Origin of the sequence: Paenibacillus sp. PAMC 26794 (assembly GCF_000316035.1) — a bacterium.
Classification (GTDB): Bacteria; Bacillota; Bacilli; order Paenibacillales; family Paenibacillaceae; genus Paenibacillus.
In genome coordinates, this window is record NZ_ANHX01000091.1 from 171,793 (window position 1) to 196,242 (window position 24,450).

Sequence of the window (24,450 nt, forward strand, 5' to 3'; positions counted from 1 at the left end):
GGCAATATGTGTTCAATACGGGAGGACATCGGGTATGCTGAAAGATCAGGTAGTGTTTATTACAGGTGCATCGAGTGGTATCGGTGCGCTGTGTGCGCAGATGCTTATAGAAGAAGGAGCCATCCCGATTCTGGCTGCCCGTTCGCGGGACAAGCTGGAAGAGATTGGTGCCTCGCTGAAAGGGCCGCATGAATTACTCACGCTCGATGTTACGGATAGTGAGCAGGTTCAGGCAGCTGTGGAGGCGATATTGCATAAATACGGACGAATTGACATTTTGCTGAACAACGCAGGTTACGGGAAATTCGCAGCGATGACAGAGATGTCTGTACAGGAATTCGATGAGATGATGGACGTTAATTACATGGGCATTGTCCGCTGCACCAAAGCAGTGCTTCCACAAATGCTGGAACGGGGCAAAGGTCAGATTGTGAACGTGGCCTCCATGGCTGGCAAAATCGGTACAGCCAAATCCGCTTCCTATACAGCTACGAAACATGCTGTACTCGGATTTAGTAATGCGCTGCGTCAAGAGCTTCGCAAGACTGGCGTCATGGTGACAACGATTAATCCAGGTCCGATTGATACACCATTTTTCCATCGGGCAGACCCATCTGGCAATTATGTGAACAATGTACGCTGGATGATGTTGAAACCGGAAGACGTTGCGGGTCATATGATTCGGGCGATGAAAAAGCGCAAGGAAGAAGTGAATCTGCCGAGACTTGCTTCTGCTGGCATATGGCTGTACCAGCTATTTCCTCGTCTTGCAGATCGATTGTCGCACGGTGTAATGAATCAGAAGTAAATGCAAGAATGGGCATCATATACGGGATGAAAGAAAGGCTCCGCCGAGGGGCTTTTCTTTTTTTTGCGTGTAAATGGACAATTCCTGAATTAGATTTGGTTCACGGGCTTTTTTCGCATATAATGAAAGGTAATGTGATGACAGGCTTCGGTTTATATCCGTACAAGCAAGGCTAGCATCAAAATGAATAAATTAAAAGGATGGACATACATGACGAATCAAACATTTGCTTCAATTGGCGTGGAACAGGATCTGGAGGCCGTTTTGGCGAAACATGGCATTAACGAACCTTCACCTGTACAGGCTCAGACGATCCCGGTTATTTTGGAAGGCCGAGATGTCGTATCCAAATCCCAGACGGGAACAGGGAAAACGCTGGCATATCTGCTGCCACTGTTACAATCCATCAAAATGGATATCAAAGGCACGCAGAAACTCATTATTGCACCTACGCAAGAGCTGGCGATGCAAATTGTACGTGAAGCGCAGCGTTATGCGGAAGAACGTAAGATCGGCGTATTGGGACTGATTGGTGGCGCAGCGGCTAAACGTCAGATCGAGAAGCTGCGTGAGCATCCACAATTGGTTGTAGGTACACCGGGACGACTGAAGGAATTGATTACACTCAAAAAACTGAAAATGCACAATGTCTCTACGATTGTTATCGATGAAGCGGACCAAGTGTTCCAACTTGGCGGCGTAAGTGACGTGAACTTTGTTCTGAAGAGCGCACTGCGGGACCGTCAGCTGATCTTCCTGTCAGCAACCATTGATGAGCATACGGCTGGACTCGCGAAGCGTGAGATGAAAGAGCCTGTTCAGATCGGGATTGAACCGGACCGTGCTACGGCTGCGGGCCTTGAGCATTTTTATTTTGTAGAAGAGAACCGCAACAAAATTGACATGCTGCGTCGTTTGGTTAGACAGTACAACCCGGATCGGGCAATCGTATTTGTGAATGCAACAGAGGATATTGGTGAAGTGGAAGCGAAAATGAACCATCTGGGCTTGTCCGCAGCTGCGCTGTATGGCGATGCTGACAAAGTGACCCGCAGTAACGTATTGTCTGCCTTCCGTAATGGCAAACTTCAGTTGCTGATTGCCAGCGAAGTCGCTGCCAGAGGACTGGATATCGAAGGATTGCCAATGGTCATTAACTATGACCCTGCATTTGACTCGGAGCACTATGTTCACCGTGCAGGCCGTACAGGCCGGATGGGGCGCTCGGGTATTGTATTGTCCATTGTGGACGAAACACAGATTTTCATTATGCGTAAATTCGCACGCGAACTCGGGATCGAACTGTCAGAACGTGTACTCTTTGGCGGTAAAGTACTAGAGGCTGACCCGCGTCCGGACACGCGGCCTGAGGGACATTCCTTCTCCAGAAAACCAGGACAATCCAGAGATCGCAAACCAGGTCAGGGCAATCGTAATGGTGGAACCAGAGCTACAATCTCCAATTCGCGTCCAGCAGGTAGCAAACCAACGGGCAATACAGGCCGCACGGAGCGCGACCAGGATCGTAAAAACAAAGGAGCACCCAAGTGGAGTAAAGACAAAACGCCACGCTCCGAAGAATAGAATCTGACGAAAGGGGTGCAGGGATAGATGGAAAACGTTCAATCGCCTGTTCTGCAAATCAGCGGGCTAAGCGGAGGTTATAGTGCCAAACGGCCGGTCCTTCACGGCATCGATCTGGAAGTTGGACGTGGAGAGATGGTCGGACTAATCGGCTTAAACGGTGCTGGCAAAAGTACAACCATGAAACATATCCTCGGCTTGATGACACCTCAACAGGGCGAAGTGCGAGTGATGGGCAAGAAGCGGGACGAGGATGCGCAGATCTACCAATCGGCCATGGCATTTGTACCGGAATCACCCGAACTGTATGATGAGATGACGGTGATGGAGCATCTGGAGTTTACGGCAAGAGCGTACAATGTGTCGGAGGCTGATTTCAAACAACGTACGGAGAAACTGCTGGAACTGTTCCGTATGAATGAGAAAAGTACAAGTCTGTCGACTCACCTGTCCAAGGGGATGCGGCAAAAGGTCATGATCATGTGTGCTTTTGTGGCAGGACCACCACTGTACATCATTGATGAGCCTTTCCTGGGGCTGGACCCGCTGGGTATTCGCTCCTTGCTTGATTTTATGCTGGAGATGAAAGCTTCAGGATCATCCATCCTGCTCAGTTCACACATTCTGTCCACGATTGAAAATTACTGTGACCGTTTTATCGTTCTGCACCGTGGGCAAGTCATTGCTCAAGGGACGCTGAATGAATTGCGCACTCAATTCGGGGAATCGGATGCCACGCTGGAGCACATGTTCTATTCCCTCGTACAAGGCAGGGATTGAGCATGGATCTCAAGCTACTATGGAAGCAAAGACGCACAGGATTCTGGAACGGAATTCTTCCTTATCTGGGTTATGTGATCCAGAGCGGTGTAGCTATGGTCTTTTTGTTTCTGGTCATTGCGTTCTCCGCCTGGTATACATCGTTTGTCCAGAACATTCCGGCTGAATTTCCGATTCGCTGGATTGCATTGTTGCTGCTGGCACCGCTAGTGCTGTTTAGCAGTTATCGTACATATCTGCTTCCGGCAGATATCGTGTTCCTGCGACCACAGGAATACCGGATGCAGGATTATTTGAAGAACAGCTTTGCCCGGGGCATCATCTATAAAAGTCTGGGTTTGCTGTTTGTGTTTGTTACACTGTGGCCACTCTATGTTAGAGCAGATCTGGATGCACGGCCATTTGGCTGGTTCATCGTGTTCCTGTTGCTGTGGAAAGGGCTGTCCAGTTATGGAGCATGGCAAGAGCTAAGAATGGTTCAGGTCGGGGCATCAAGAGGATATCGTCTCTTGCGTTGGGCTCTGGCAGTGCTGGCGGTTGGCGCCTGGCTATGGCAACCACCGCAGCGGAGCGTATGGTTCCTGTTGTTGCTGGCTGTTGTCTATATCGTCGCCTTGCGTATACCAGTGAAACATCGGGTAGCGTGGGAACGACTAATTCAGGTGGAGCAGGGGCAGGCTGGCAGAGTTATGCGGACGCTCGGCTGGTTCGTGGATGTGTCTTCATCCGGACAGAAAGTAAGTTCTCGTCGCTGGCTTAGCAAATGGGGGAACGCTCTTCCCTGGAATGCGGGGAAAGCTTACCGTTATCTGATTACCAAAACGTTTATTCGAACCGAAGTGTTCTCAATTGTGGTACGCCTAGTTGTACTGGGCATGTTACTATCCTGGTGGACAGCAGGCAGCTACTTTGGTGTAGGTGTGTATCTGTTCTTCCTGTTGCTTGCAGGTGTTCAGTTAGGTGCGCTACGTCGCAGTCATAGTGAATCGTTCTGGATCATGATCTATCCAATCTCGGGTGAGAGTCGTCGTTCTCAGGTGTTGGGATTCATATTCCATCTACATGCACTGGCTGCGTTACTCATGTGGTTGCCTATGCTGGCTGCAGGAGCAAGTGGACTGACTGTCACCGGAGTAGCGCTTATTTTGGGTATACTGGTGATTGTGATCATGCGGCGTTCGCAAGGCAACAAGTGGTTGAAGGAAGAAGAAGACGAGTAAACAATTGATCGTACCTATGTACCTCTCGCCAGCCAAGATGGTGGTTCGAGTTGGACGGTGGTTATTATTCAACCAACAAAGACGGGTATTCCGAGCTATGTCTCGGAATACCCGTCTTCATGTTGTACTCAGATCACTTGGTTCTCGCGCAAGTGTGTAATGGTACTAACAGAGGAACGATTTAGTGATAATCACGAGCAAGATGAACAGAACGAGAATGGCACCTGTGTTTGTAAACCCTCCGCCGTAACCGCCGCATCCATAACCGCCTCTTGTATCTTCAACTCCAGACATGGTCATTCCCCTTTCAAGTGGTTGTTTGGCACGCCCTTGCGTACATCGTATATTATGTGCCGGGGGGTTAGGCTGATTGGGCCGATGCCCGGTAAAGCTAGAAATTAAAGCTTTTGGGCTGATAAAGCACAAAGAACCCTTCGTATATCCAGAGACATGAAACGTCGCCATTATACAAAGGGTTCTTATATCATTCAGGGTACAGGTCTGTGTTAACTAAGTCGTCCGCAGATCCTGAACTCCACGATAGATGGTTTCATACAGATCTTCCAATCCGGATTCTTCAATACAGGAGAAGGCGATTCGAAGATCCGATTCACCCAGCGCGATTGTACCCACACCATATTTATGCAGCAAATGGCTTCGAAGTGCTTCAGCGCCAACTTCTTTCAGCTTCAGGCACATGAAGTAACCGGAGTTGAACGGATAATAGTCCCATGCATCTCCATACTTGCCGCTATCGAGAATGACTTTTACCTTATTGGCGCGGCCTTTCATAATCTCGAACTTCTCCTGTTTCTGTGCTTCAAACTCCGGTGCTTTGAGCGCATCCAGTACAAAAGTCTGGGAAGGATGCGGGCCACTGGAGATCGTTGCCCGGATAATACCGAGTGTTTTTTGTTCCAATGCATGCAGGACGGCTGCATCTTCATGGGCATACGTAATGAATCCAACGCGGAAGCCCCATACGAACTCTTCCTTGGTTGCACCATCCACTTTTATGGTCAACACACGTGGATGAATGTTGGCAAGTTTGCCAAACAGGGATTCATGAATGGAATCTTCGAAGAACAGCCCGAAGTACGCATCATCTGTTACAGCAACCACGTTAACGCCGGCTTCAGCTGCCTGACGAATCGTGTTCACAATTGCATCTGCTTCTTCGGCTCCAGGCGTATAACCTGTAGGGTTATTCGGGAAGTTGAGCAGAACGATCGCTTTACCTTTGTCCTTTTGATCAAGCAAAGCCTGAAGCAGACCATCACTGTTGAAGTTCAACTGATCATCGAACAGGGGATAATGAACCAACTGGCCATGACGACGAATTCCGAAGGTCAGCTCGTAATTTTCCCAGTTTTTATCCGGATATATGACAGCGTCTCCTTCATCGGCGAACAGGTCGGCTACGATACTTAGTCCATGGGTTAATGCATTGGTTACAATCGGATTACCAAACGTTTTGCCTTCCAGGGAAGGCGTTTCCTTCAGCATCTTGTCTCTCCAGACGGTCCGCAATTCAGGTTTGCCTGCAGGTGGAGCGTAAGGATACAGATCCTTTGGCTGGAATGCAGACAGCTTCTCCTGAATAACCTGAAGGTGCATCGGCACACCACCCTCCAGGGCGATACCAATCGTGGCATTATGGGTCTTGGCCAAGCTTGCTGCTTCAGCAGATTGACTCAAGATCCCCTCTTTAGGAAAATAAATTTCTTTGCCAAGCTGTGACAGCATGGAGTAGACGTGACTGCTGCCTGTCTGAATACTTTCGTTCAACTGTTCAGCCAGTGGATTCATTCTTTTCATCCTTCCAAGTCTTTGTGATTCAACTGCCTAACATTATATCACCTTGACATGCCCCCGTCACGGAAATTACGCAATATGACAGTTATATCGCTTTACCGCGTTGTTGCATAGGGTTTTCGGGTGGGTTATCGTTGAATTCAACCTTGGAGTAATCCTCAAGAAATGAAACTTATTGCTGATGAAATGGACAGTATTTCCGCATCATTTCAGCAGTTTCGGCATCGCGTCCCTCATTACGCTGTTCCAGTTCACCACGGATATGATCCAGGCGTTCAATAGACCAATTTTGTCCAAATTTAAACTTGGCGCTGATCCGTTCAGGACTAATTCGGACTACGGCTACAGCTTTGAGGTTACCTGTGTAACGCGAGTCAGTAGCGTCAATGGGTACATATCCGCCTTGCGGCTGGAGTTTCTCCATGAATCGTTGCAGTACCTTACCTTTGATGTCCAGATCTTTAACCGGTTCAGCCTGACCGAAGGCCATAACACTTTTGAAGAAAGAAGTCGCCGGACAAGCCAACTCAGGATCACTGAAATAGGATGGAATCAGGGAGAACTCTTCAGCTACCGTGAAACTGACCGACGAATCCTGTTTGATCTGTTTCATCTTCTCACCAGCCAGACTGCCGTGGAAATAAAAGCAACCGTCCATATATACGAAATTCAGCGGTGTAACCCGTGGTTGTCCATCCGGGCTGACCGTTCCCAGAAACCCAAAGGAGCACTGATCCAGAAATGCGGTAATTTCCTGTTCTTCATCTACTGTGAATTCTTTCCGTCTCATGTGTATTCCCCCATCATTGAATGTATAATAGATCGCCATATCTTATGGATAACCATAGTTCATACATTGACAATGAAATAGATCCAATTTACATTCACTTTAGTAGGCCAATTAATCGGGGATCACGGATGAAGACAAATGAAGAGAGGTGCATGATGGAATTGTGGCTGCCGATGGATACCTATGAACTTCAGCATCGATACAAGTATGAGGCATTGTACCATGCGTTACGTGATGCCATTCATGCAGGTACATTGGTGGGAGGCACGAGGCTTCCTTCCACCCGTGAGTTGGCAAGGCAATATGAGATGTCACGTGGTTCGGTAGCTCAGGTATACGATATGCTGCTTGCGGATGGTTATGTCCATGCACATCGGGGAAGAGGAACCTTTGTAACCGAAACATTATCCACTCAGGAAAATGAAAAACAGGAAGCCGTTCTCAAGCTGTCTCCCTGGGGCGAACGAGTACATATGTTGAATACGCAACATGAAGTACTGCGGACTCAGATGTCTTCACCGAAGGCGTCTGTCATTAATTTTCAAATGCAGCGCATGCCTGCAGAACATTTCCCGTTAGGGGAGTGGAAGAGTGCACTCGCTGCGGTTCATCGCAGTGGTTGGCGAGAATCGAGCGGTGTAGCCGGTGATCCGGAACTGCGTGAGGCCATCGCCTCCCATCTCAGATGGACACGTGGTATCCAGGCTGAACCCTCTCAGATTGTATTGTTCAGTGGTTCAATGCAAGGCATCACCCTTCTATCCCAGCTGCTGATCGCAGAGGGGGCAGCGGTTGTATTGGAGAATCCGGGGTATCCGGGCATTGCCCATGCCGTCAAGTCCTGTGGGGGATCCATAATCCCGGCAGAGGTGGATGCCGCAGGCATTATTCCTCAGCCTTGGGAGGCACAGACGTTATTTGTCACCCCTACCAGGCAGTTTCCAACAGGGGCCGTGCTGGGATTGGACAGAAGACGTGCCTTGCTTGCGTGGGCCTCGAAGCGGAATGCGGTCATCATTGAAGATGATTATGACAGTGAATTCCGATGGGGTGGAAGACCGATTGAACCCCTCAAAGTGCTTGATCGTGAACAGCGCGTCATCTATGTCGGTTCATTCTCACAAACGATGGTTGCTTCGTTCCGACTTGGCTATGCCGTACTGCCACCTGGTCTGGTAGAACCTCTCCTTGCCGCCAAGGCGCTGTATGAACCGGTACCTCCGGCGCTGTTAGAGCAGCGTGCACTGGCAAAGTTTATGACCCGAGGAGGTTACCTGAGGCACTTACGACGGTTAACCCGGTTATACGGGGAACGGCATGATTTTTTTGTCCGAGAGATGGAACTACAGTTGCCGGAAGCATTCAAGATGCAGCTTGGTGATGCAGGACTGCATATCTACGCTACCTGGAATGGCGATGTGGACAGTTATCAGCGATTTAAAAAGCTTGCTGAGGAGGATGGCATACTGTTTCGTGATGCAGAGCGATATCGGCTGACTTCAGGTCATCCGTCGGCCTGCTTTGCTTTTGCACATCTGGAGAAAGAAGAGATGACAGAGGGAATCCGGCGAATGCGGCTAGCCTGGGAGAAGTGCACATTTTCGTTTCGGTGAATTCCGCTGTATAATGGGATAAGACATTTCGCTCCTGTAGGAGCAGAGATCATATATGAGCAAGTTGTATTTAATCATGCAAGATACTGAAATACATATGGCCTGGATTGAAGAAGTGAGATTCAGATCAGAAGGATGCCATATGCAGAGAGATTAACTATCAAGGGGGAGTGGCGACATGCTGCAGGCATCGCCGTCATCATTTGTTATTTTGCCCGCTGTCGCCAAAATTGTATGTGAACCGGGCTGGAAGTGGCAGAAACGGGAAAAACCGATGCAAAACTATGATTTATTTTATGTATGGAGTGGTGAAGGAACGCTTGTACTGAATGACCAGTCGTATGAAGTTGGCAAGGGTAGTTGTTTTTTGTTCAGGCCAGGCGATCATCCTACTGCAACACATAATAAGCAAAAACCGTTGGTACTTACGTATATTCATTTTGATGTGGACGTGCCTGTTGCTGATGTTCCTCAGTCCTATCGTGAGGTACAGGAAACGGTGGAGTTTGAGCATTTGCTGGCACGTTATGTAAGACTGTTCTTATCGGATGTGTACGGACGTGATGAAGAGAGTCGATTAATTCTGAAGCAATTGATGATTCTTTTGCTGCGCGTCGATACGGAAGAACCTGTGGAGAAAAAGGTAAGCAACCAGTTATCCGATGTGATCCAGGAGGTCGCCAATTATGTGCGTCAGCATCCGGGGATTACGCATCGGGTGGAAGATCTGGCTGCCCGGGCTGGTTTATCGCCCCGATACTTCTCGATCAAGTTCAAGGAACTGGTGGGATCATCGGTGCAATCTTATATTATCCGCATGCGTATTGAACGGGCGGAACATCTGCTGGTGCATACCGGCATGAATGTGACCGAAGTGGCGGATGCTCTGGGCTACCGGGATATTTTCTTCTTCAGTCGTCAGTTCAAGCAGTATACCGGCAAAAGCCCGTCCGAGATTCGTTAAAATTCTGATGAGAAGAACAGGAAACCGTTTCAAGTCTGGAACGCAAGGGTAATTATCTAGCATTCCAGATGACCAAAAGGGGGAACTTGTGATGAACGGAAAACGTCGGGTCCGCAACCGGGGATGCTCTACGAAGGGATGCAATATTTTCCGGAACCGTCTGCGTCGCTTCAAACCGGCAGAGGACTTGCAAGATGTGTGGTTTTGAGGAGAACTCAGCAGACCAATAACGACGGAGCGAAGCTTCGTATTGCATGTATACATGGATGAATATGAAGGCATAAAGAGGATGGCGCAATACCTGGTTACAGGTGCTGCGCCATCCTCTTTATTTGCATATGGACCAACTAGTTCTTTGGTTTTAAGCGACCAAGCAATGCGCCCATTTTGACCGAATCGCCTGGTTGTAAGCCTGGCTTCGGTTCGAATGTACCACTCTGCGTTAGCAGAACAACCGTGGAACCGAATTCAAAATAGGCCAGATCATCGCCTTGTGACCAGGTACTTGTGTCCGCGCTAGCATACTGTATGCTACTCACGTTCATCGCACCCACTTTGACAACCGCCACTTCACCGTAATCGTGTGCGATATACGTAATGAGCCGTTCGTTTCGACTAAGCACGGATCTCATATGGGTCAGGCCAAAGTCATTCACGGGATAAACTTTGCCCTTGATGTGTTCGCTCTCTATTTTGCGGCCGCTGACAGGTGCATGAATGCGGTGATAGTCGCGAGGGCTGAGATAGAGGACGAACCCGTACCCGTGCTTGTACTTCTCCAGATGGGGAGAATGGTTTAATAGTTCAGCAAGTGTATAATTTTGTCCCTTAACATTCAGGAGTGTCCCTGCAGATATTGGACCGGCTGCCGTAATCTTGGCATCTACCGGGCTGATCAGTGCATGCTCTGAAAGTTCCAACGGGCGCATGCCCGGCTTTAATTTGCGGGTAAAGAAATCGTTCAGTGAACGGTATTCCTTCCAGTCTTTCTCGGCCTCCTGAACAGGGATGTCGTAGGTCCGGACAAAATAAGGGATAAATGCCTTGCTTCCCCGGCTTTTGGAGAAGGCTCCCACGGTCCGGGAGATCCATTTGCGCGAAGAAAGCTCGGTCATTAATCGCAACAGCGTTTTTGCCATGAATATCCCCCTTAGGGTTAATGCGAACTTCAAGGCCGGCAAGACCGGCCGTTCTGCATAATATTGACACAGAATGCACACGAAATCAATATAGTCTCCTATCGTATGTCTGCGGTTGTCTCGGAATTCTGGAATTCTGTTCCAGCAGCAGACGCCCATAAGCCATCGGTTTGCTGTACGTTGCCTTCCAGTGTTCCGACATTCCCGCCTTGCGAAAACCGTAACGCTGATCCCGTCCATTGCATTCAATAAAATAGATCTGGCCGCTGCGCGTTATCCCGAGATCAAGACCCAGATCAGCCAGATGTGGCAGACTGGCGGCCAGGTTGTGGGCAATTCGAAGTGCAACGAGTCCGATTCTGTGTTCCAGTCGAGCCAGGTCGAAGCCAGATTCCCCTAATCCAAGGGCCTCTGCGAGCTTCATGACTTTACCGCCCTGGGCGATATTGCTGACAAACGTATGGGCAGGAGCCGCTTTGGCAAACATGCCTGTTATTCCCCAAAGACCATCGCCGCCCCGTTGTACAGATACCCGCAAATCTACCGGCCTGCCCTCATAACGTACCAGTGGGATACGCTCTTCAATGAGGTAGGCATGGCGAAAGATCCGCCTTAGGGTGGAGGAAGGAAGCTGTCCTTTGCTCAATCGGAAGGTAGCCCACCCTTTGCGTGCAGCCTTTGTCTCACAGGTTAGTTTCCACTGTCCATCTCGCTCAAAGACTCGCATAATACCATGACCGATGCTGCCGCTGCATGGTTTGATAACGAGGTCATCATATTGTTCCATCATATAGGCCAGAGACTCTGGCGTAGCTTTAACTGCACGGGGCAGGTGTTCTCGCAAGGCGAGGTCCTGATGAAGCATGTCATGAATGTGATCTTTACGGTACCGGTTGCGAACGTTGAATACCTGAATACCCTGCAACATCAGCTTGGTGATCTGATGCTGTTCCGTCCGGCGAAGCTGGAGTGAGCGGTTATGAATGACGGAGGGCAGTGGCATGCGCTCGCGAACATATCTGCCTTCTTTTTTTACATAGGCAAGACATGTTTTTTGATCCGAATCGATATCTTCCAGCCTTAAAAAGCAGGGAGTTAATCCATAACTGGCCGCTGCCTGATCATAATTCGCGAGTGATTCCTGACCGGTCCTTCCGGCCGGTATCCCCCGGTACATGCGTGAATCGAACATAATGCCGATCGTTTCTTGGAGCATGACCGTTCCTCCTTCAATGTTATCGCGACCATGGATCGTCCATTCATGGAATGCCGGCCTGTCACCGCATGGCTCAGACATCGCGATAACGCAGACCGGTGTGTAAGATGCATCGCCAAGCACTAGTGCTTGCTCAGGGCGTGTCTAAAACTCCGAAGGAAGCAGGTTTTGCCGAATTTTCGTTCCAAGCAAGGAAGTTTTCCGCAGGCGTGCCGGGGCACGTCAAGGGAAAGTGACACAGCAGGGGGCGAAAAGACGGTGAAAGATGCACTTCAGCGAGTTTTCAGACACGACCTAGATATAATATTCTATGACATGACTGGGACGGGGGCGTGGACAGCAGCCTTTCCTCTGCAGCCCTGACACGCCTATTTCCACGAAGATCATCGAACCTTCCTGTCTTGACGCCTGTACATTCGTGCTCTGGAATCCGCAAAAGTCATAAATGAAGTGGCAGATGCCCATATGGAAGCATATGATGCCGGAGACGAACGTTAGAGGAAGGAGCAAGCTGCATGAGTAAAAATGGCAAAAAGAAGGTTCCGACGCCGAAACTGCGGCATGTGAGCCCGAAATACAAGGAATTGGAACTGACTGATCGCCGGGCAGACAAGATGAACTCAGGTTTCACTGTGAATAGGGAAGAACGCTTGAATACCAATAAAAGGGGTTCGAGGGCTGTTCAGGAGTCGGAAGAATTCCTATTCGACTCAATGGAGCTACCTGCTTCAACAAACGAGCTGGAAGAGCTAGAGATCGAAGCCGAAATCAAGCCGGAACCCGTAGAGTCTGATCGCAAGGAAGTCGAGACACAAGATAGCTCGGAAAAGCAGATTCAGGTTAGCAGTGTGGCTCCGCCTGCTCTGGAAGAAGAGCAGGACATCAACAAGCAGGAGATAGCAAGCAAGGACCGGCTGCAGATCCTGAACCAGAACCAGATGCCGGGTCATACCGGACACTACATCTACACGGACGACTTGAGTGAATTTGCTGTTACGGAGAGCAAGTTGGCTCCTTTCTCTGTGGATGCCTCCAAGCTGAAACCGGATGCGGTCGGCAGTGAAGCATTGCAGGATTACGCGGTGACCAGCATTCACATTGCAGACGGGGCCATTGTTTCTGCGAAACTTGCGGAAGCGTCTGTATCTGAGGAGCACCTGATTGACGGCTCTGTGTCTGGTCACAAAATACGAAATGCTTCTATTGCAGGTGAGAAAATCAGAGATGGCAGTATTACTTCTCAGAAGCTTGGCAACCAGGTCATCGATTCGGCCAAAATTGCCGACGGTTCCATCAGTACAAGACATCTCAGTCGCATGCTGATAACGGAAGAATTAATCAAGAATCATGCCGTAACTGGAGATAAGATCGCGATTAGCGGCGTGGATACAAGGCATCTCACGGGAGGAGCTGTGAATACCTCCAAACTGGCTGATGATGCAGTGACTACATCCAAAATTCGTGAAGCTGCTGTCACAGGCAGCAAAATCGAAGAACACTCCATTGAGTCTCACCATATTCAGGCAGGTGCTGTTAAACAGACACATCTGGCAGAAGGGTCTGTCGGTCGTTCACAACTATTAAATGGCAGTATTGGAAGTGACCAGATAGAGGATGGATCCATACAAACAAGACATTTAGCTGAGGGTTCACTAAGTGGAAGGCATCTACTGGACGGTTCAATCGGTTCAAGCCAGATTCGCGCTCATTCCGTTGGCAAGGAGCAGATTGGCAATGGAGAAGTGGGCAGTGAGCATTTGACGGAAGGTGCAGTAACCAGCAGCAAACTGGCAGACCAGTCTGTGGGAACAGCAAAATTGCTGGAGCAGTCCATTACGGCATCCAAGATCTCTGATCAGAGCGTCATTTCTTCCAAAATTGCGGATGAAGCCGTACAAGGTAAACATCTTGCCAAAGGGTCCATTCGTGCGGAACACATTGCGAATCGGGGAATCACAACGGTACATGTGGACAATTCTGCAATTCACTCCATTCACATTGCAAGTGGAAGCATCGAGGCAACTCATCTATCTGCCGGAAGTGTGTCCGGAGATGCTCTCGCAGACGACGTGGTGTGTGAGCGGCATCTTGCAGAGTCGGCCGTGGGTACGTATGAATTGCAGGATGCTGCCGTTACAGACGTTAAACTCGCGGATGGAAGTGTGACAACAGAAAAGCTTGGAACGGCATCGGTAAGTAGCAGAGCACTTGCCCCGGGAAGTGTTATATCCTCGCATCTTGCGAGTGGTGGAGTCACTGGTACTCATCTGGCTCCAGGGAGTGTGGGTTCCGAGGCCCTGAGACCTTATGCAGTGAAATCAGATCACCTGACAGAACATGCCGTAGGGGCACCTCATCTTCAACCAGGCAGTGTTGAAACGGATGCGATTGCACGGGCGGCGGTCACAACAGACAAATTGGCTCCTGGTAGTATAACCTCATCCCAGTTGGCTGGCGGGTCCATTTTTCCGCCTCATCTAACAGATCATGCGGTTACCTCCCCGAAGCTCTCACCAGAGAGTGTTGCCACAGATAAACTGGCGGATTTTGCTGTTACGTCAGCTAAACTGGCAGACGGGAGCGTGACTTTTTCCAAAATTATGGCAGAAAGTATTAACGCCAAACATATTCCAGCAGGAACGATTCGCGGGTATCACTTGAAGCAGCATGCCGTTTCCCTGGAACATTTGTCGGAAGAAATACGCTCACCGGAATTATTCGCTGATGGCAGTATTACGGGCAACAAACTTCGGCATGGGTCCGTGAGTGCGGACCATTTGACAGCAGACTCGGTATCGGGGACAGAACTACAACAGGCTGCTGTAGGTAGCGAGCACTTGCAGCCATCCGTTGTACAATCCGTCCATCTAGCTGAAGGCAGCGTGAAATCTGACCATTTGGGAACTCAAGTAGTGAGCTCACAGCATCTGAAGCCAGACATCATTCATGAGGAGCATATTGCTGAACAGGTGGTAACATCGCATCACTTGGCACCCGGATCTGTCGAAACAGACCATCTGGCACCTTTATCCATTACAGCGGCCCACCTTCAGCCAGGTTTGATCAGTGGTTTGCATCTTCAGGCAGAGTCGACAAGTGCTGTTCACCTACAGCAAGGAGCTGTGCATTCCCGTCATATTCAAGATGGTGAAATTCTTCCTCATCATATCCATGAACGCAGCATCGGAACATCTCATCTGGAAGAAGAAGCGGTAAGTACGATTATTTTGCAGGATGAATCTGTAACACGCTCCAAACTAGCAACGGGTAGTGTGGATGGCAGCAAATTAGCCGCAGAAAGCGTATCGGCTACTCACATTGCCAATGAAAGTGTGCAAACCCGTCATATCCAAGAAGGCGCAATCCTTGCTGATCATATTCAAGAGTGCAGTATTGGCTCAGTTCATCTGGATGAGGACTCTGTAAGTGCGGTTCATTTGCAAAATGGATCTGTAACAAGTGCCAAACTGGCGGATGGCAGTATCAACGGCAGCAAATTGCTTGAAGGAACCGTATCGGGGGTTCATATTGCGTCCGAAAGTGTGCAAACTGGGCATATTCAGGCAGGGGCCATTCATGCTGACCATATTCAGGAGCGGAGCATCGGCACAATCCATCTGGAGGAGGAAGCAGTAAGTGCGATTCACCTGCAAAATGGGTCTGTCATCAGTGCCAAACTGGCCGACGGCAGTGTAACCGGCAGCAAGTTGATCGAAGATGCGGTGTCGGGAATCCATATCGCTTCTGAAAGTGTGCAACCCCGCCATATCCAGGCAGGAGTAATCCTTTCTGACCATATTCAGGAGCACAGCATTGGCATGCTTCACTTGGAACAGGAAGCCGTAAGTGCCATTCATCTGCAAAATGGATCTGTAACAAGTACCAAGTTGGCCGACGGCAGTGTAACCGGCAGCAAGTTGCTCGAAGGAGCAGTATCAGATATCCACATTGCAGACGATAGTGTGCAATCCAGTAAGATTCAGGCAGGAGCCATCCATGCTGATCATATTCAAGAGCGGAGCATCGGCACAGCACATTTGGAAGAGGAGTCGGTAAGTGCCATTCATTTGCAAAATGGATCTGTAACGAGTGCCAAACTGGCGGATGGCAGTATAACTGGCAGCAAGTTACTCGAAGGTACGGTATCCGGGGTTCATATCGCATCGGAAAGTGTGCAATCCGGGCATATTCAGGCAGGAGCTATTCATGCTGGTCATATTCAGGAGCGAAGCATAGGCACAGCCCATCTGGAAGAGGAAGCAGTAAGTGCGGTTCATCTGCAAAATGGGTCCGTCACAAGTGCCAAATTGGCTGACAGTAGCATTAGCGGCAGCAAATTGCTCGAAGATACTGTATTGGGGAGCCATATCGCGTCGGAAAGTGTGCAAACTCGCCATATCCAGGCAGGAGCAATCCTTGCTGGTCATATTCAGGAGCATAGCATTGGTGCGTCTCATCTGGAGGAGGAAGCAATAAGTGCGGTTCATCTGCAAAATGAATCTGTAACGAGTGCCAAACTGGCGGATGGCAGTGTGAGCAGCGACAAACTGCTTGAAGATGCGGTGTCGGATGTCCATATTGCCAATGGAAGTGTACAATCCCGTCATATCCAAGAGAAAGCCATACATGCTGACCATATTCAAGAGCGAAGCATTGGGATCTCCCACCTCAAAGCGGAATCGGTAAGTGCGATTCACCTGCACAATGGTTCCATAACAAGTGCCAAAATGGCTGACGGCAGTGTGAACGGTAATAAATTGCTCGAAGGTGCGGTATCGGCTATCCACATAGCAGACAAAAGTGTGCAAACTCGTCATATTCAGGATGGAACCATTATTGCTGATCATATTCAAGAACGCAGTATTCGCACAACTCATCTGGAAGAGGAAGCAGTAAGCGGGGTTCATCTACAAAATGGGTCCGTCACAAGTGCCAAATTGGCCGATGGCAGCGTGAACGGCAGCAAACTGAGTGAGCAGAGTATAACTTCAAGTCATCTGAACGCGGGAATTGTGGGTACCGAGCATTTAAGTGAAGAGATCTGGAATGCCATTCGTCAGGTTAGTGGAGAAACGCTGGAGCAGCTGGCTGAGATCAAAAGGCAAGAAGCCTTGCTGGAGGTCCAGCAATTAATGCAGTCGGTTGGACTAGAGAATGAATCCATCTTCGGAATGGATTGGAGTACGGAGACAACAAATCCTCAAACGGATGGGCTTGAGCTGCAGGAGCAACTTGAACTGCAAAACCCACATGATCAGCAAGAGTCACAAGCTGGCGTTGAATTATATGTAGAACAATCGATTGAACAACCTACAGAACTTGCACCGGATGTTACATCTCTGACGCCTGGTGGTTCAGTCGAAGAGGCACCAGAACCTGTTGTTCAATTGCAGTACACACCGGACCCTCAATCGATTACACAGGAGCATCTGTGTGATGATGCCGTGGGCAGCAACCAGTTGCAATCGGGTGCAGTTCAGGCCAAACATCTGGCATTCCAGCCCGTTCGCAGCGTAAGTAAACAACCGGTTGTACAACAATTCGGGATGGAAGCTTTTGTACTGCCAGAGAGTGAAGTATGCACAGAGGTAACCGTTGTTTTTGAAGAATCATTTGCTTCAGAACATTATGTGATTGTGGGCATGAGCAATGATCGGGGATTCCAGATTTCCCTGCTCTCGCAGAGTGAGGACGAAGCTGTACTTGAAGTGTCACGTACAGCAGATTGCAAGCATACGTACGGGTTGTTGTCATGGATTGCTGCGGGACCTTCGCAAGGATAGTGCAGGTAGTATCCGTAATATACAAATGACAAAAGCGGTGTCCAGAGTTGTCCGGGACACCGCTTTTGGTTGATCTAGGCTTAATCCGTTCGGACGGTGAGGGGTGTCTGAACGTTTCCTTACCATTAGGATGAGTACACTTATAAGTTCAACGACATTAATTAAAATAAGATTTTACAGGCCTACAGCTTGATACGCTTTGGTAATAGCAGTAGCTTCAGCCGAAGTTGCTCCGTACAGATCTTTGGCAGCTTGAATGGTAGCTGTTTTGGCAGCGGCAAATTTGGACGTTGGTGTCAGGTAATTCACCAGTGTGCTGTAGAAAATCTGGATCGCTTTATCTCGGCCGATTCCGGTAACAGTCACACCATTATGTGTTCCGCCTTGAGCAGCAAGGTAGTAAGCTTTATTGATGATACCACTGTTGGTATGCACACCGCCGTTGTCCTGTGTGCCTGTGTAGCGATCGCTGTATTTGTCAGGTTGACCATACAACGTAGGATTGGAGAGGGAGCGTAGCGCATCTCCTGGAATGTTAGGTGTGTAGATATCATCACCGAGCAGCCAGTTTTTGCTTTGGATCGTATTACCGAAAATATCGGCGAAAGCTTCGTTGAGTGCACCTGGTTCATTGCGATATTCCAGATTGGCTGTATATTCAATAACACCATGCGTCAATTCATGACCCACAACATCCAGATCACCAGACAGGGATCGGAACGTCGTTCCGTCTCCGTCACCAAAGACTATCTGTGTCCCGTTCCAGAAGGCGTTATTGTAATTGGAGCCGTAGTGAACGGTCGATCTGATCAACAATCCGTTACCATTAATACCGTTACGGTTGAATTTGTTTTTGTAGAAATCATACGTAGCAGCTGCATGGGCGTGGGCATCTACACCTGCACGATCGGTCCATACATTATCCGAATCTGTGAGCAAGGTACCAGGCAGTGAGGAGCCATTGTTCGCCGTGTACGTTTGGATGCCATTGCCGCGAGTGGTGTCTTTCAGTTGGAAGGTACTGCCGGATTGGGTGGTTGTCAGGGTTTTGGTATCTCCAAGCACGCCTGTACCTGTTCCAGTGGCAAAGTTAATGAGGTCAAACTGGGATACGATACTGCCATCCACTGCGTTAATGAAATATTTGGTCCGTAGAGGGGCCGGTTCCAGTACGTTTACTTCCGTAATGTAAACCAGATACGTCTGACCATCTTCTTCATGATGATAGATGTTCAATTCAGCTTGAGGTGTGATTTCCGCGGCACCAAGCTCTCCAATCCGGGAGGTTGCTTCTTCGGTTGCAATACGGATCGCGTCTTCTCCGCTGATCTCGGCTACACCATCATTCGGAATGGCCTGCTCTTCAATCGGTGGAAGATCGCCAAGTGCGGAGCTCACGGCTCCGGTTTTGTCCAGGTGGACCGTCTGTTCTGCACCATAAACCGGGATACCTTTAATATACTGTTTCAGGCGGAAGTGTCTTACGCCAGATGTATCTGTGTTTCTTTTGACAATTTTGAGTTGGGATTTTACATCGGAATTCAGGAATTGTTCCTGTTGTCCAAGGTAATTAAAGATGGTGTCATCTGTTCCACTGTTCAATGGAATACCCTCCTCAGAGGCATAAGGGGCCTGAAATGGAATGGATTGATCAGACAATGGAGCTGCAGTAGCAGAGGATACGGAAGCGAGCAAAAGAGCTCCTCCAAGAATTGTTGGCATAACTTTGGCGAATTTCATAGTAAACTCTCCCATTCTTAAATTATTTTTTTGTTGGAAAATGTTTATGCCTATCTCGGTTGGATTTCCGTCTGCAACTTGGGCAGCGCGGAGCGTGGGGCTGAACCTGAAGCGTGGAATGAGACAAGAAACGATTGGAACAAAATCGGCTTGGCCTTAGCTCGGGAAGTGTTAAGCACGACACCAAACAAAAAGGATAACCGTTTATTCAGTTCAGCCCGAAGGTTTAATCGTCTATTGTGTTCCTCTTTCAGAAAGCCGGGGGTTGTCCAATAGCGCAGGTAGAAGATACGTTTACGGAAAACTGGGGTGTTCAATCCGGGTTTGCGTAAATGACGAAGGCAGTGTGTTCTGAACGGCATCACTCCTCTCAAGAGTAAAATGGATCTGCTTAACAGGTTCTGTGAATGAGGTCATGATCTAATCAACCTAAGGTCAATAAATTGATCTACAAAGATAAATGGGAACTTATGTTCACAACAAGGTTATTTTTGTAAATAAAACTGCTTGGAACGTATATTATCACAGTGTAAAACTTTGGAAAAGATGCAATTTTAGATTTTTGCTAAAATTGTGTCTGAAGTAGGGGAGAGGTAGCGTTTTTCACATAATTTGACGTATTTTGTCTAAAATCAAGGCCTGTACCCTCGTGTTCACAGGGAGAACCTGCTTACTGCAAGGACAAACGCCGTTTCCACTGCTCCACGAATACATAGAATAACGTGTACTCCCTTGGCATGCCGATGATCGAATGCGGGAGGTGAAACTGTTGCGCAAAACCCGTACCACAGCACGTTATGCAACCCGATCCAATGTGACACGAAGAAAAAAAGTGCTGAAGAAACGAAGATGGAAGTCTGGACACAAAAAGGGTACAAAGGCCTATACGTTCGTTATTCCGTCCAGACAGCTGATGTCACAGGCTAAGGATGGAGTAGAGAATGGAGCGGAAAATGGCATGAGTGATGCTCCTTCACACAGGGATGTTTCTCAGGGACCGGTGCTCTCGGTCATTATCCCTGCTATGAATGAGGAGAAAACGATTGGTGCAGTTGTACGTGAAGCGCTGCGGATATGCCGTGATGCGGAAGTGCTTGTCATTGTGAATGGTTCAACAGACGGTACGGCTAACGCAGCCAAACGGGCTGGAGCACGAGTGCTCACGTATGCAGAAGCGCTGGGGCATGATGGAGGACGAAAAGTAGGCGCATCGGAGGCACGCGGTCAGGTATTGTTATTTACTGATGCAGATATCGCGATTCCCGCAGAGCACCTTGCGCCTTACGTGAAGGCTGTGCTGAAGGGAACGGATGTGGCGCTTAACGACTACCATGGCCCGGTCACTAATAATCCCGTTCATCCGGTAGTGGAGGCCAAACACATGTTGAACAGCATACTCGCAAGATCCGATCTCCGGGGGGCATCCATGACAGCTATTCCACATGCAATAAGCCGAAAAGGACTTGAGGTCATGGGGATATCCTCACTGGAAGTTCCGCCACTTGCACAAGCCAAGGCAGTGATCGGCGGACTTCGGGTACGCGCTGTTCATCACGTACCTGTGGGTAGAATGAATGCAGTACGAATCAAGAAGCGAAGCGGACCTGATCTGCTAAGTCAAGTGGTACTGAATGATCATATGGCAGCGATTAAGTGGATTACGGATACGCTCGGTCCCCGCGGAGGTTATACCGATCTGCAACGTGTTCGCAACCTGGCGAGGTAAGCATGTCGCATCGGATGATGCAGCATGCTGGAGGTGAGGAAATGAAGGGACGTTCAGGGGTTGTCCGCCGCAGGCGGACAACAAGTAGACCAACGACAGCAGGAAGAACAGTAATGAACAAGCGTCATAGGAACAAGAAACATGTAGATATTCAAAAAAAAAGAAGAAGCCGAGCAAAGTCTGGCCCAGTAAATCTGCACTTGATGTGGAAAGCGGGGCAAGTTGCAGGAAGCGAGGCAAAGGCAAACAACACAGTATCAGAAGAACATGCACGTCTCGTATGGAATGCACACGCGGCGAACGTTGCGGAGCTAAGCAACTTCGAGTTAGCCCTGAACGCAGGTAAGGCATTTATGCAGGGTTATGCACATGCCTCGGGACATTCATTCCAGATCGTACCGCTACCTCTTCGTCATTCGGCTGCTGCCATTGTCTGTGCCTGTAATGAGGAACACACACTGGGGCAGGTGTTATTGCAACTAAAGCGGTTGCCTCTGACGGATATTATTGTGGTACTGAATGGAACGACAGATGACAGTTTGAAACAGGTGTTAACGCAGCCGGGACTTACAGTAGTCTATGAACCGGATCGGGCAGGACATGATGTGGGCCGGGCACTTGGAGCCAAGATGACGGATGCGGAGACGGTTCTCTTCGTGGATGGAGATATGGTCGTCTCGGCTGAACAGCTTGCACCCTATCTGTACGCGGTTGATCGGGGACAGGATGTGGCGTTGAATAATCTGACGTCTTTGCTTCCTGCGTTTGCAGGGCAGGATGAGGTAAGCCGGATCAAAGCATATCTGAACCGTACATTAGGCAGGGCAGATCTCGGTTCCAATTCCATGACAGCCGTGCCTCATGCATTGTCTCGTCGTATGATTCAGACCGTGAAGCCAGCATCACTGGCCGTTCCACCTAAAGCACAAAGTCTAGCTATTCAGCATGGAATGAACGTCTCGGCACCAAGTCAGGTGGATGTTATTCGTTCCAATCGATTGCGTCCTGGTAACACGGGAAGTGGGAATGATGTCGCCAGATTGATCATCGGAGATCATCTGGAGGCACTGGCTACATTGCTGGATACAGGTTGGAATCCAGCTCAGGCACATACGCTCTCCCGTGCAGAAGTGGCTTACAGGAGGAACGCCAGATGACACTGACGAGTATGATTATCCCAACGTACAATGGGCTGGATCTGATCAGGCCCTGCATCGATGCCATACGTCAATACTCTGGCGATCCTGCGTCATATGAAATTATCGTTGTAGATAACGGTTCGACGGATGGAACGGCTGAATATTGTGCGCTGGAGCGAATTCGATTTGTAAGGTTCCCGGACAATCGGGGATTTCCGGCAGCGTGTAACGCTGGACTTCGTGCAGCCTGCGGGGATGAGTTATTGCTGCTGAACAATGATGTTACGGTCACGCCCCGTTGGCTGGAGAATCTGCGAACGGCTCTGTACAGTGATCAAAGTATTGGGATCACGGGGCCTGTTACGAATTATGCAAGCGGCATCCAGCAGATTGAACTGGCATTTCGGGACATGGAACATTTTCAGGAGTTAGCCGATTCCAATAATGTTGCCGATTCTTCAAGGTGGAGGGAAGTACGCCGGATCGTCGGTCTGTGCATGCTGATAAAACGAAATGTCGTGGAATCGGTTGGACTGCTTGACGAGGCGTACTCTCCGGGACACTATGAGGATGACGATTATTGTTATAGAGCAAGATTGCAGGGATATCGCTTGCTGGTATGTGGAGATGTTCTCGTGCATCATCAGGGAAGTGCCAGCTTCCAGAAGACAGATCCGGTAGCGTGGAAACAGCTGCTTGAGCGTAATCGTTCGATTTTTATGAACAAATGGCATGTCGATCCGCTTGAATATATGGACATATCCGATGAAGGAGGGAACGTGGAATGAAAGGTGTAATTCTTGCCGGCGGAACAGGAACTAGACTGTATCCGCTGACCCGGCTCATTAACAAACATCTGCTTCCAGTCGGTAAACATCCGATGATTATGTATGGCATCGACAGGCTCCGCCAGGCAGGCATTGATGAACTATTGATTGTGATCAACAAACATTCCGCCGGGTTATATACAGAGTATCTTGGTGGCGGAGCGGATCATGGGGTCAAGTTGACTTATCGCATTCAGGAAAAGGCAGGCGGGATTGCGGAAGCGTTGGATCTGGCGACCACTTTTATCCTTCCTGGAGAAAAATTCGTTGTGCTTCTCGGTGATAATCTCTTCAGCGATGATCTGAAGCCTTATGTGGACCGTTACATGCAGCAACCTGCTGGTACAGCGCGAGTTCTGCTCAAAGAGGTGGATGATGCACGACGTTACGGGGTGCCTGTTTTTGATTCAAAGCATCCAGAGCGAATCTCGTACATTGAGGAGAAGCCAAGCCAGCCGAAAACCTCTTATTGTGTGACGGGCATATACATGTATGATGATCATGTATTTAACCTGATTCGCAACATTGCGCCGTCTACGCGTGGAGAACTTGAAATTACGGATGTGAATAATCACTACGCGTCTGCTGGCGGACTGGAATACGACATTTTGCAGAAATACTGGAGTGATGCAGGTACATTTGAATCGCTCCAGGAAGCAGCTGTCCGTATGAAAGGACAATTGCCCTAAAATATATGCGACTGATGCTGCCGCTGTGCGGTGCCCCATGGGAGCAGAACACTCTGCGCCGGAGCTGGAAGGATGCTCCGGCGCTTTGCGCAGCGACAATCCTCGTGCATGCCAAAGGAGGGAATGGCGTGAGAGTAGTGACACGCACCGGGGCCGCTAGGGCCTCCGTGTCGGGTAAACCCCGGGGCATCCACCCGGCCGTATTTATGGGCAGTGGCACTCCGGCAGCAGCAGATACAGGGTCTGCTGGAGTCAGAGGTGTGAAGTCAGGGAAACGTAGTACCCTGACCAAAGCAGGTACATCTGCCGGCGCAGCGCATAAGGTCGGTGCAAGGAAAGCGAGCAGCACAGGCAGTGCTGTTGGCAGAGCAGGCAAAGCTGGCCGTGCGAGCGCGAGCAAAGCGGCAAAAGCCAGCCGCACCGGCAAAGGCAAAGCCGGCCTGCGCCGGGCCACTGCTGGGCGCAGGCCTGCATCAGCGCGGGGCCGGCGTGCCGCTGCCCGCGCCAAGCAGCGCACGGCGATGCGCCGTGCGCCCTTGCCAGCACCGCAAGCCAGCACGCCACAGGCGATGCCTGCCAGCGGTGCTGGCCCCGCCCCGCACCAGGCGACACACCCG

General features: G+C 49.5%; 18 protein-coding genes. 12 read left to right on the top strand and 6 right to left on the bottom strand.

The features are described from left to right. The first annotated feature begins 34 nt into the window (after positions 1-34). The 4 genes from D829_RS0129240 (at position 35) to D829_RS0129260 (ending at position 4,392) form a co-directional block, all read left to right on the top strand. Positions 35-808, top strand: a complete 774-nt coding sequence (locus D829_RS0129240; protein WP_017692466.1) for an SDR family oxidoreductase — start codon at positions 35-37, stop codon at positions 806-808. 210 nt (positions 809-1,018) lie between these two features. After that, on the top strand, positions 1,019-2,392 hold the full coding sequence (locus D829_RS0129250; protein ID WP_017692468.1) for a DEAD/DEAH box helicase: 1,374 nt from the start codon (positions 1,019-1,021) through the stop codon (positions 2,390-2,392). 27 nt (positions 2,393-2,419) lie between these two features. Further along, the gene (locus D829_RS0129255; RefSeq protein WP_017692469.1) at positions 2,420-3,172 is read left to right on the top strand and encodes an ABC transporter ATP-binding protein; all 753 of its coding nucleotides are present in this window, start codon (positions 2,420-2,422) and stop codon (positions 3,170-3,172) included. A 2-nt stretch (positions 3,173-3,174) separates the two neighbouring features. Beyond that, positions 3,175-4,392: an ABC transporter permease gene (locus D829_RS0129260; RefSeq protein WP_017692470.1), complete on the top strand. Its 1,218-nt coding sequence runs from the start codon at positions 3,175-3,177 to the stop codon at positions 4,390-4,392. A 165-nt stretch (positions 4,393-4,557) separates the two neighbouring features. Here the strand turns inward: D829_RS0129260 and D829_RS33935 are convergent, their stop codons facing one another. From D829_RS33935 to D829_RS0129275, 3 genes are all read right to left on the bottom strand, one after another. Next, positions 4,558-4,686: a hypothetical protein gene (locus D829_RS33935; protein ID WP_017692471.1), complete on the bottom strand. Its 129-nt coding sequence runs from the start codon at positions 4,684-4,686 to the stop codon at positions 4,558-4,560. Positions 4,687-4,902: 216 nt separating this feature from the next. Continuing rightward, positions 4,903-6,201 carry an aminotransferase class I/II-fold pyridoxal phosphate-dependent enzyme gene (locus D829_RS0129270; protein ID WP_017692472.1) on the bottom strand — a complete coding sequence of 433 codons (1,299 nt, stop codon included), beginning with the start codon at positions 6,199-6,201 and terminating at the stop codon, positions 4,903-4,905. Positions 6,202-6,379: 178 nt separating this feature from the next. Beyond that, entirely contained in the window at positions 6,380-6,997 is a 618-nt protein-coding gene (locus D829_RS0129275) for a pyridoxamine 5'-phosphate oxidase family protein (RefSeq protein WP_017692473.1), read from the bottom strand. 128 nt (positions 6,998-7,125) lie between these two features. Here D829_RS0129275 and D829_RS0129280 point away from each other — a divergent pair, with 128 nt between their 5' ends. Both D829_RS0129280 and D829_RS0129285 read left to right on the top strand, forming a co-directional pair. Continuing rightward, entirely contained in the window at positions 7,126-8,610 is a 1,485-nt protein-coding gene (locus tag D829_RS0129280; protein WP_241230835.1) for a PLP-dependent aminotransferase family protein, read from the top strand. Positions 8,611-8,788: 178 nt separating this feature from the next. Then, positions 8,789-9,574, top strand: coding sequence for an AraC family transcriptional regulator (locus D829_RS0129285; protein ID WP_017692475.1), 786 nt, complete (start codon positions 8,789-8,791; stop codon positions 9,572-9,574). A gap of 347 nt (positions 9,575-9,921) precedes the next feature. Here D829_RS0129285 and asd read toward each other — a convergent pair whose 3' ends face one another. Both asd and D829_RS0129300 read right to left on the bottom strand, forming a co-directional pair. Further along, entirely contained in the window at positions 9,922-10,713 is a 792-nt protein-coding gene (gene asd / locus D829_RS0129295) for an archaetidylserine decarboxylase (RefSeq protein WP_017692477.1), read from the bottom strand. Positions 10,714-10,798: 85 nt separating this feature from the next. Then, a complete protein-coding gene (locus tag D829_RS0129300) occupies positions 10,799-11,929 on the bottom strand; it encodes a YheC/YheD family protein (protein WP_017692478.1) in 1,131 nt (376 codons plus the stop codon). A 515-nt stretch (positions 11,930-12,444) separates the two neighbouring features. Between D829_RS0129300 and D829_RS0129310 the strand changes: the two genes are divergently transcribed. Then, positions 12,445-17,712, top strand: coding sequence for a WIAG-tail domain (locus D829_RS0129310; RefSeq protein ID WP_017692480.1), 5,268 nt, complete (start codon positions 12,445-12,447; stop codon positions 17,710-17,712). Positions 17,713-17,886: 174 nt separating this feature from the next. On the opposite strand, the gene D829_RS0129315 is transcribed toward D829_RS0129310, so the two are convergent. Further along, the gene (locus tag D829_RS0129315) at positions 17,887-19,452 is read right to left on the bottom strand and encodes a M4 family metallopeptidase (RefSeq protein ID WP_017692481.1); all 1,566 of its coding nucleotides are present in this window, start codon (positions 19,450-19,452) and stop codon (positions 17,887-17,889) included. Positions 19,453-20,221: 769 nt separating this feature from the next. Between D829_RS0129315 and D829_RS0129320 the strand changes: the two genes are divergently transcribed. From D829_RS0129320 to D829_RS0129340, 5 genes are all read left to right on the top strand, one after another. After that, complete coding sequence (locus tag D829_RS0129320; protein ID WP_017692482.1) at positions 20,222-21,178, top strand: glycosyltransferase; 957 nt, start codon at positions 20,222-20,224, stop codon at positions 21,176-21,178. A gap of 41 nt (positions 21,179-21,219) precedes the next feature. Next, on the top strand, positions 21,220-22,335 hold the full coding sequence (locus D829_RS0129325; protein ID WP_241230836.1) for a glycosyltransferase family A protein: 1,116 nt from the start codon (positions 21,220-21,222) through the stop codon (positions 22,333-22,335). After that, positions 22,332-23,105 (top strand): glycosyltransferase family 2 protein, encoded by a 774-nt coding sequence (locus D829_RS0129330; protein WP_017692484.1) that lies wholly within the window; start codon positions 22,332-22,334, stop codon positions 23,103-23,105. The genes D829_RS0129325 and D829_RS0129330 overlap by 4 nt, the downstream gene beginning before the upstream one ends. Then, positions 23,102-23,833 carry a sugar phosphate nucleotidyltransferase gene (locus D829_RS0129335; protein ID WP_017692485.1) on the top strand — a complete coding sequence of 244 codons (732 nt, stop codon included), beginning with the start codon at positions 23,102-23,104 and terminating at the stop codon, positions 23,831-23,833. Before D829_RS0129330 ends, D829_RS0129335 begins: the two co-directional genes overlap by 4 nt. A gap of 128 nt (positions 23,834-23,961) precedes the next feature. Continuing rightward, on the top strand, positions 23,962-24,450 hold a 489-nt coding region (locus D829_RS0129340; RefSeq protein ID WP_017692486.1), incomplete at its 3' end, for a hypothetical protein.

What these genes read in the sequence shown, in the direction of transcription:
- D829_RS0129240 (WP_017692466.1), top strand. Translation starts at nt 35, where the DNA reads ATGCTGAAAGATCAGGTAGTGTTTATTACAGGTGCATCGAGTGGTATC.
- D829_RS0129250 (WP_017692468.1), top strand. Translation starts at nt 1,019, where the DNA reads ATGACGAATCAAACATTTGCTTCAATTGGCGTGGAACAGGATCTGGAG.
- D829_RS0129255 (WP_017692469.1), top strand. Translation starts at nt 2,420, where the DNA reads ATGGAAAACGTTCAATCGCCTGTTCTGCAAATCAGCGGGCTAAGCGGA.
- D829_RS0129260 (WP_017692470.1), top strand. Translation starts at nt 3,175, where the DNA reads ATGGATCTCAAGCTACTATGGAAGCAAAGACGCACAGGATTCTGGAAC.
- D829_RS33935 (WP_017692471.1), bottom strand. Translation starts at nt 4,686, where the DNA reads ATGTCTGGAGTTGAAGATACAAGAGGCGGTTATGGATGCGGCGGTTAC.
- D829_RS0129270 (WP_017692472.1), bottom strand. Translation starts at nt 6,201, where the DNA reads ATGAATCCACTGGCTGAACAGTTGAACGAAAGTATTCAGACAGGCAGC.
- D829_RS0129275 (WP_017692473.1), bottom strand. Translation starts at nt 6,997, where the DNA reads ATGAGACGGAAAGAATTCACAGTAGATGAAGAACAGGAAATTACCGCA.
- D829_RS0129280 (WP_241230835.1), top strand. Translation starts at nt 7,126, where the DNA reads ATGAAGACAAATGAAGAGAGGTGCATGATGGAATTGTGGCTGCCGATG.
- D829_RS0129285 (WP_017692475.1), top strand. Translation starts at nt 8,789, where the DNA reads ATGCTGCAGGCATCGCCGTCATCATTTGTTATTTTGCCCGCTGTCGCC.
- asd (WP_017692477.1), bottom strand. Translation starts at nt 10,713, where the DNA reads ATGGCAAAAACGCTGTTGCGATTAATGACCGAGCTTTCTTCGCGCAAA.
- D829_RS0129300 (WP_017692478.1), bottom strand. Translation starts at nt 11,929, where the DNA reads ATGCTCCAAGAAACGATCGGCATTATGTTCGATTCACGCATGTACCGG.
- D829_RS0129310 (WP_017692480.1), top strand. Translation starts at nt 12,445, where the DNA reads ATGAGTAAAAATGGCAAAAAGAAGGTTCCGACGCCGAAACTGCGGCAT.
- D829_RS0129315 (WP_017692481.1), bottom strand. Translation starts at nt 19,452, where the DNA reads ATGAAATTCGCCAAAGTTATGCCAACAATTCTTGGAGGAGCTCTTTTG.
- D829_RS0129325 (WP_241230836.1), top strand. Translation starts at nt 21,220, where the DNA reads ATGAAGGGACGTTCAGGGGTTGTCCGCCGCAGGCGGACAACAAGTAGA.
- D829_RS0129330 (WP_017692484.1), top strand. Translation starts at nt 22,332, where the DNA reads ATGACACTGACGAGTATGATTATCCCAACGTACAATGGGCTGGATCTG.
- D829_RS0129335 (WP_017692485.1), top strand. Translation starts at nt 23,102, where the DNA reads ATGAAAGGTGTAATTCTTGCCGGCGGAACAGGAACTAGACTGTATCCG.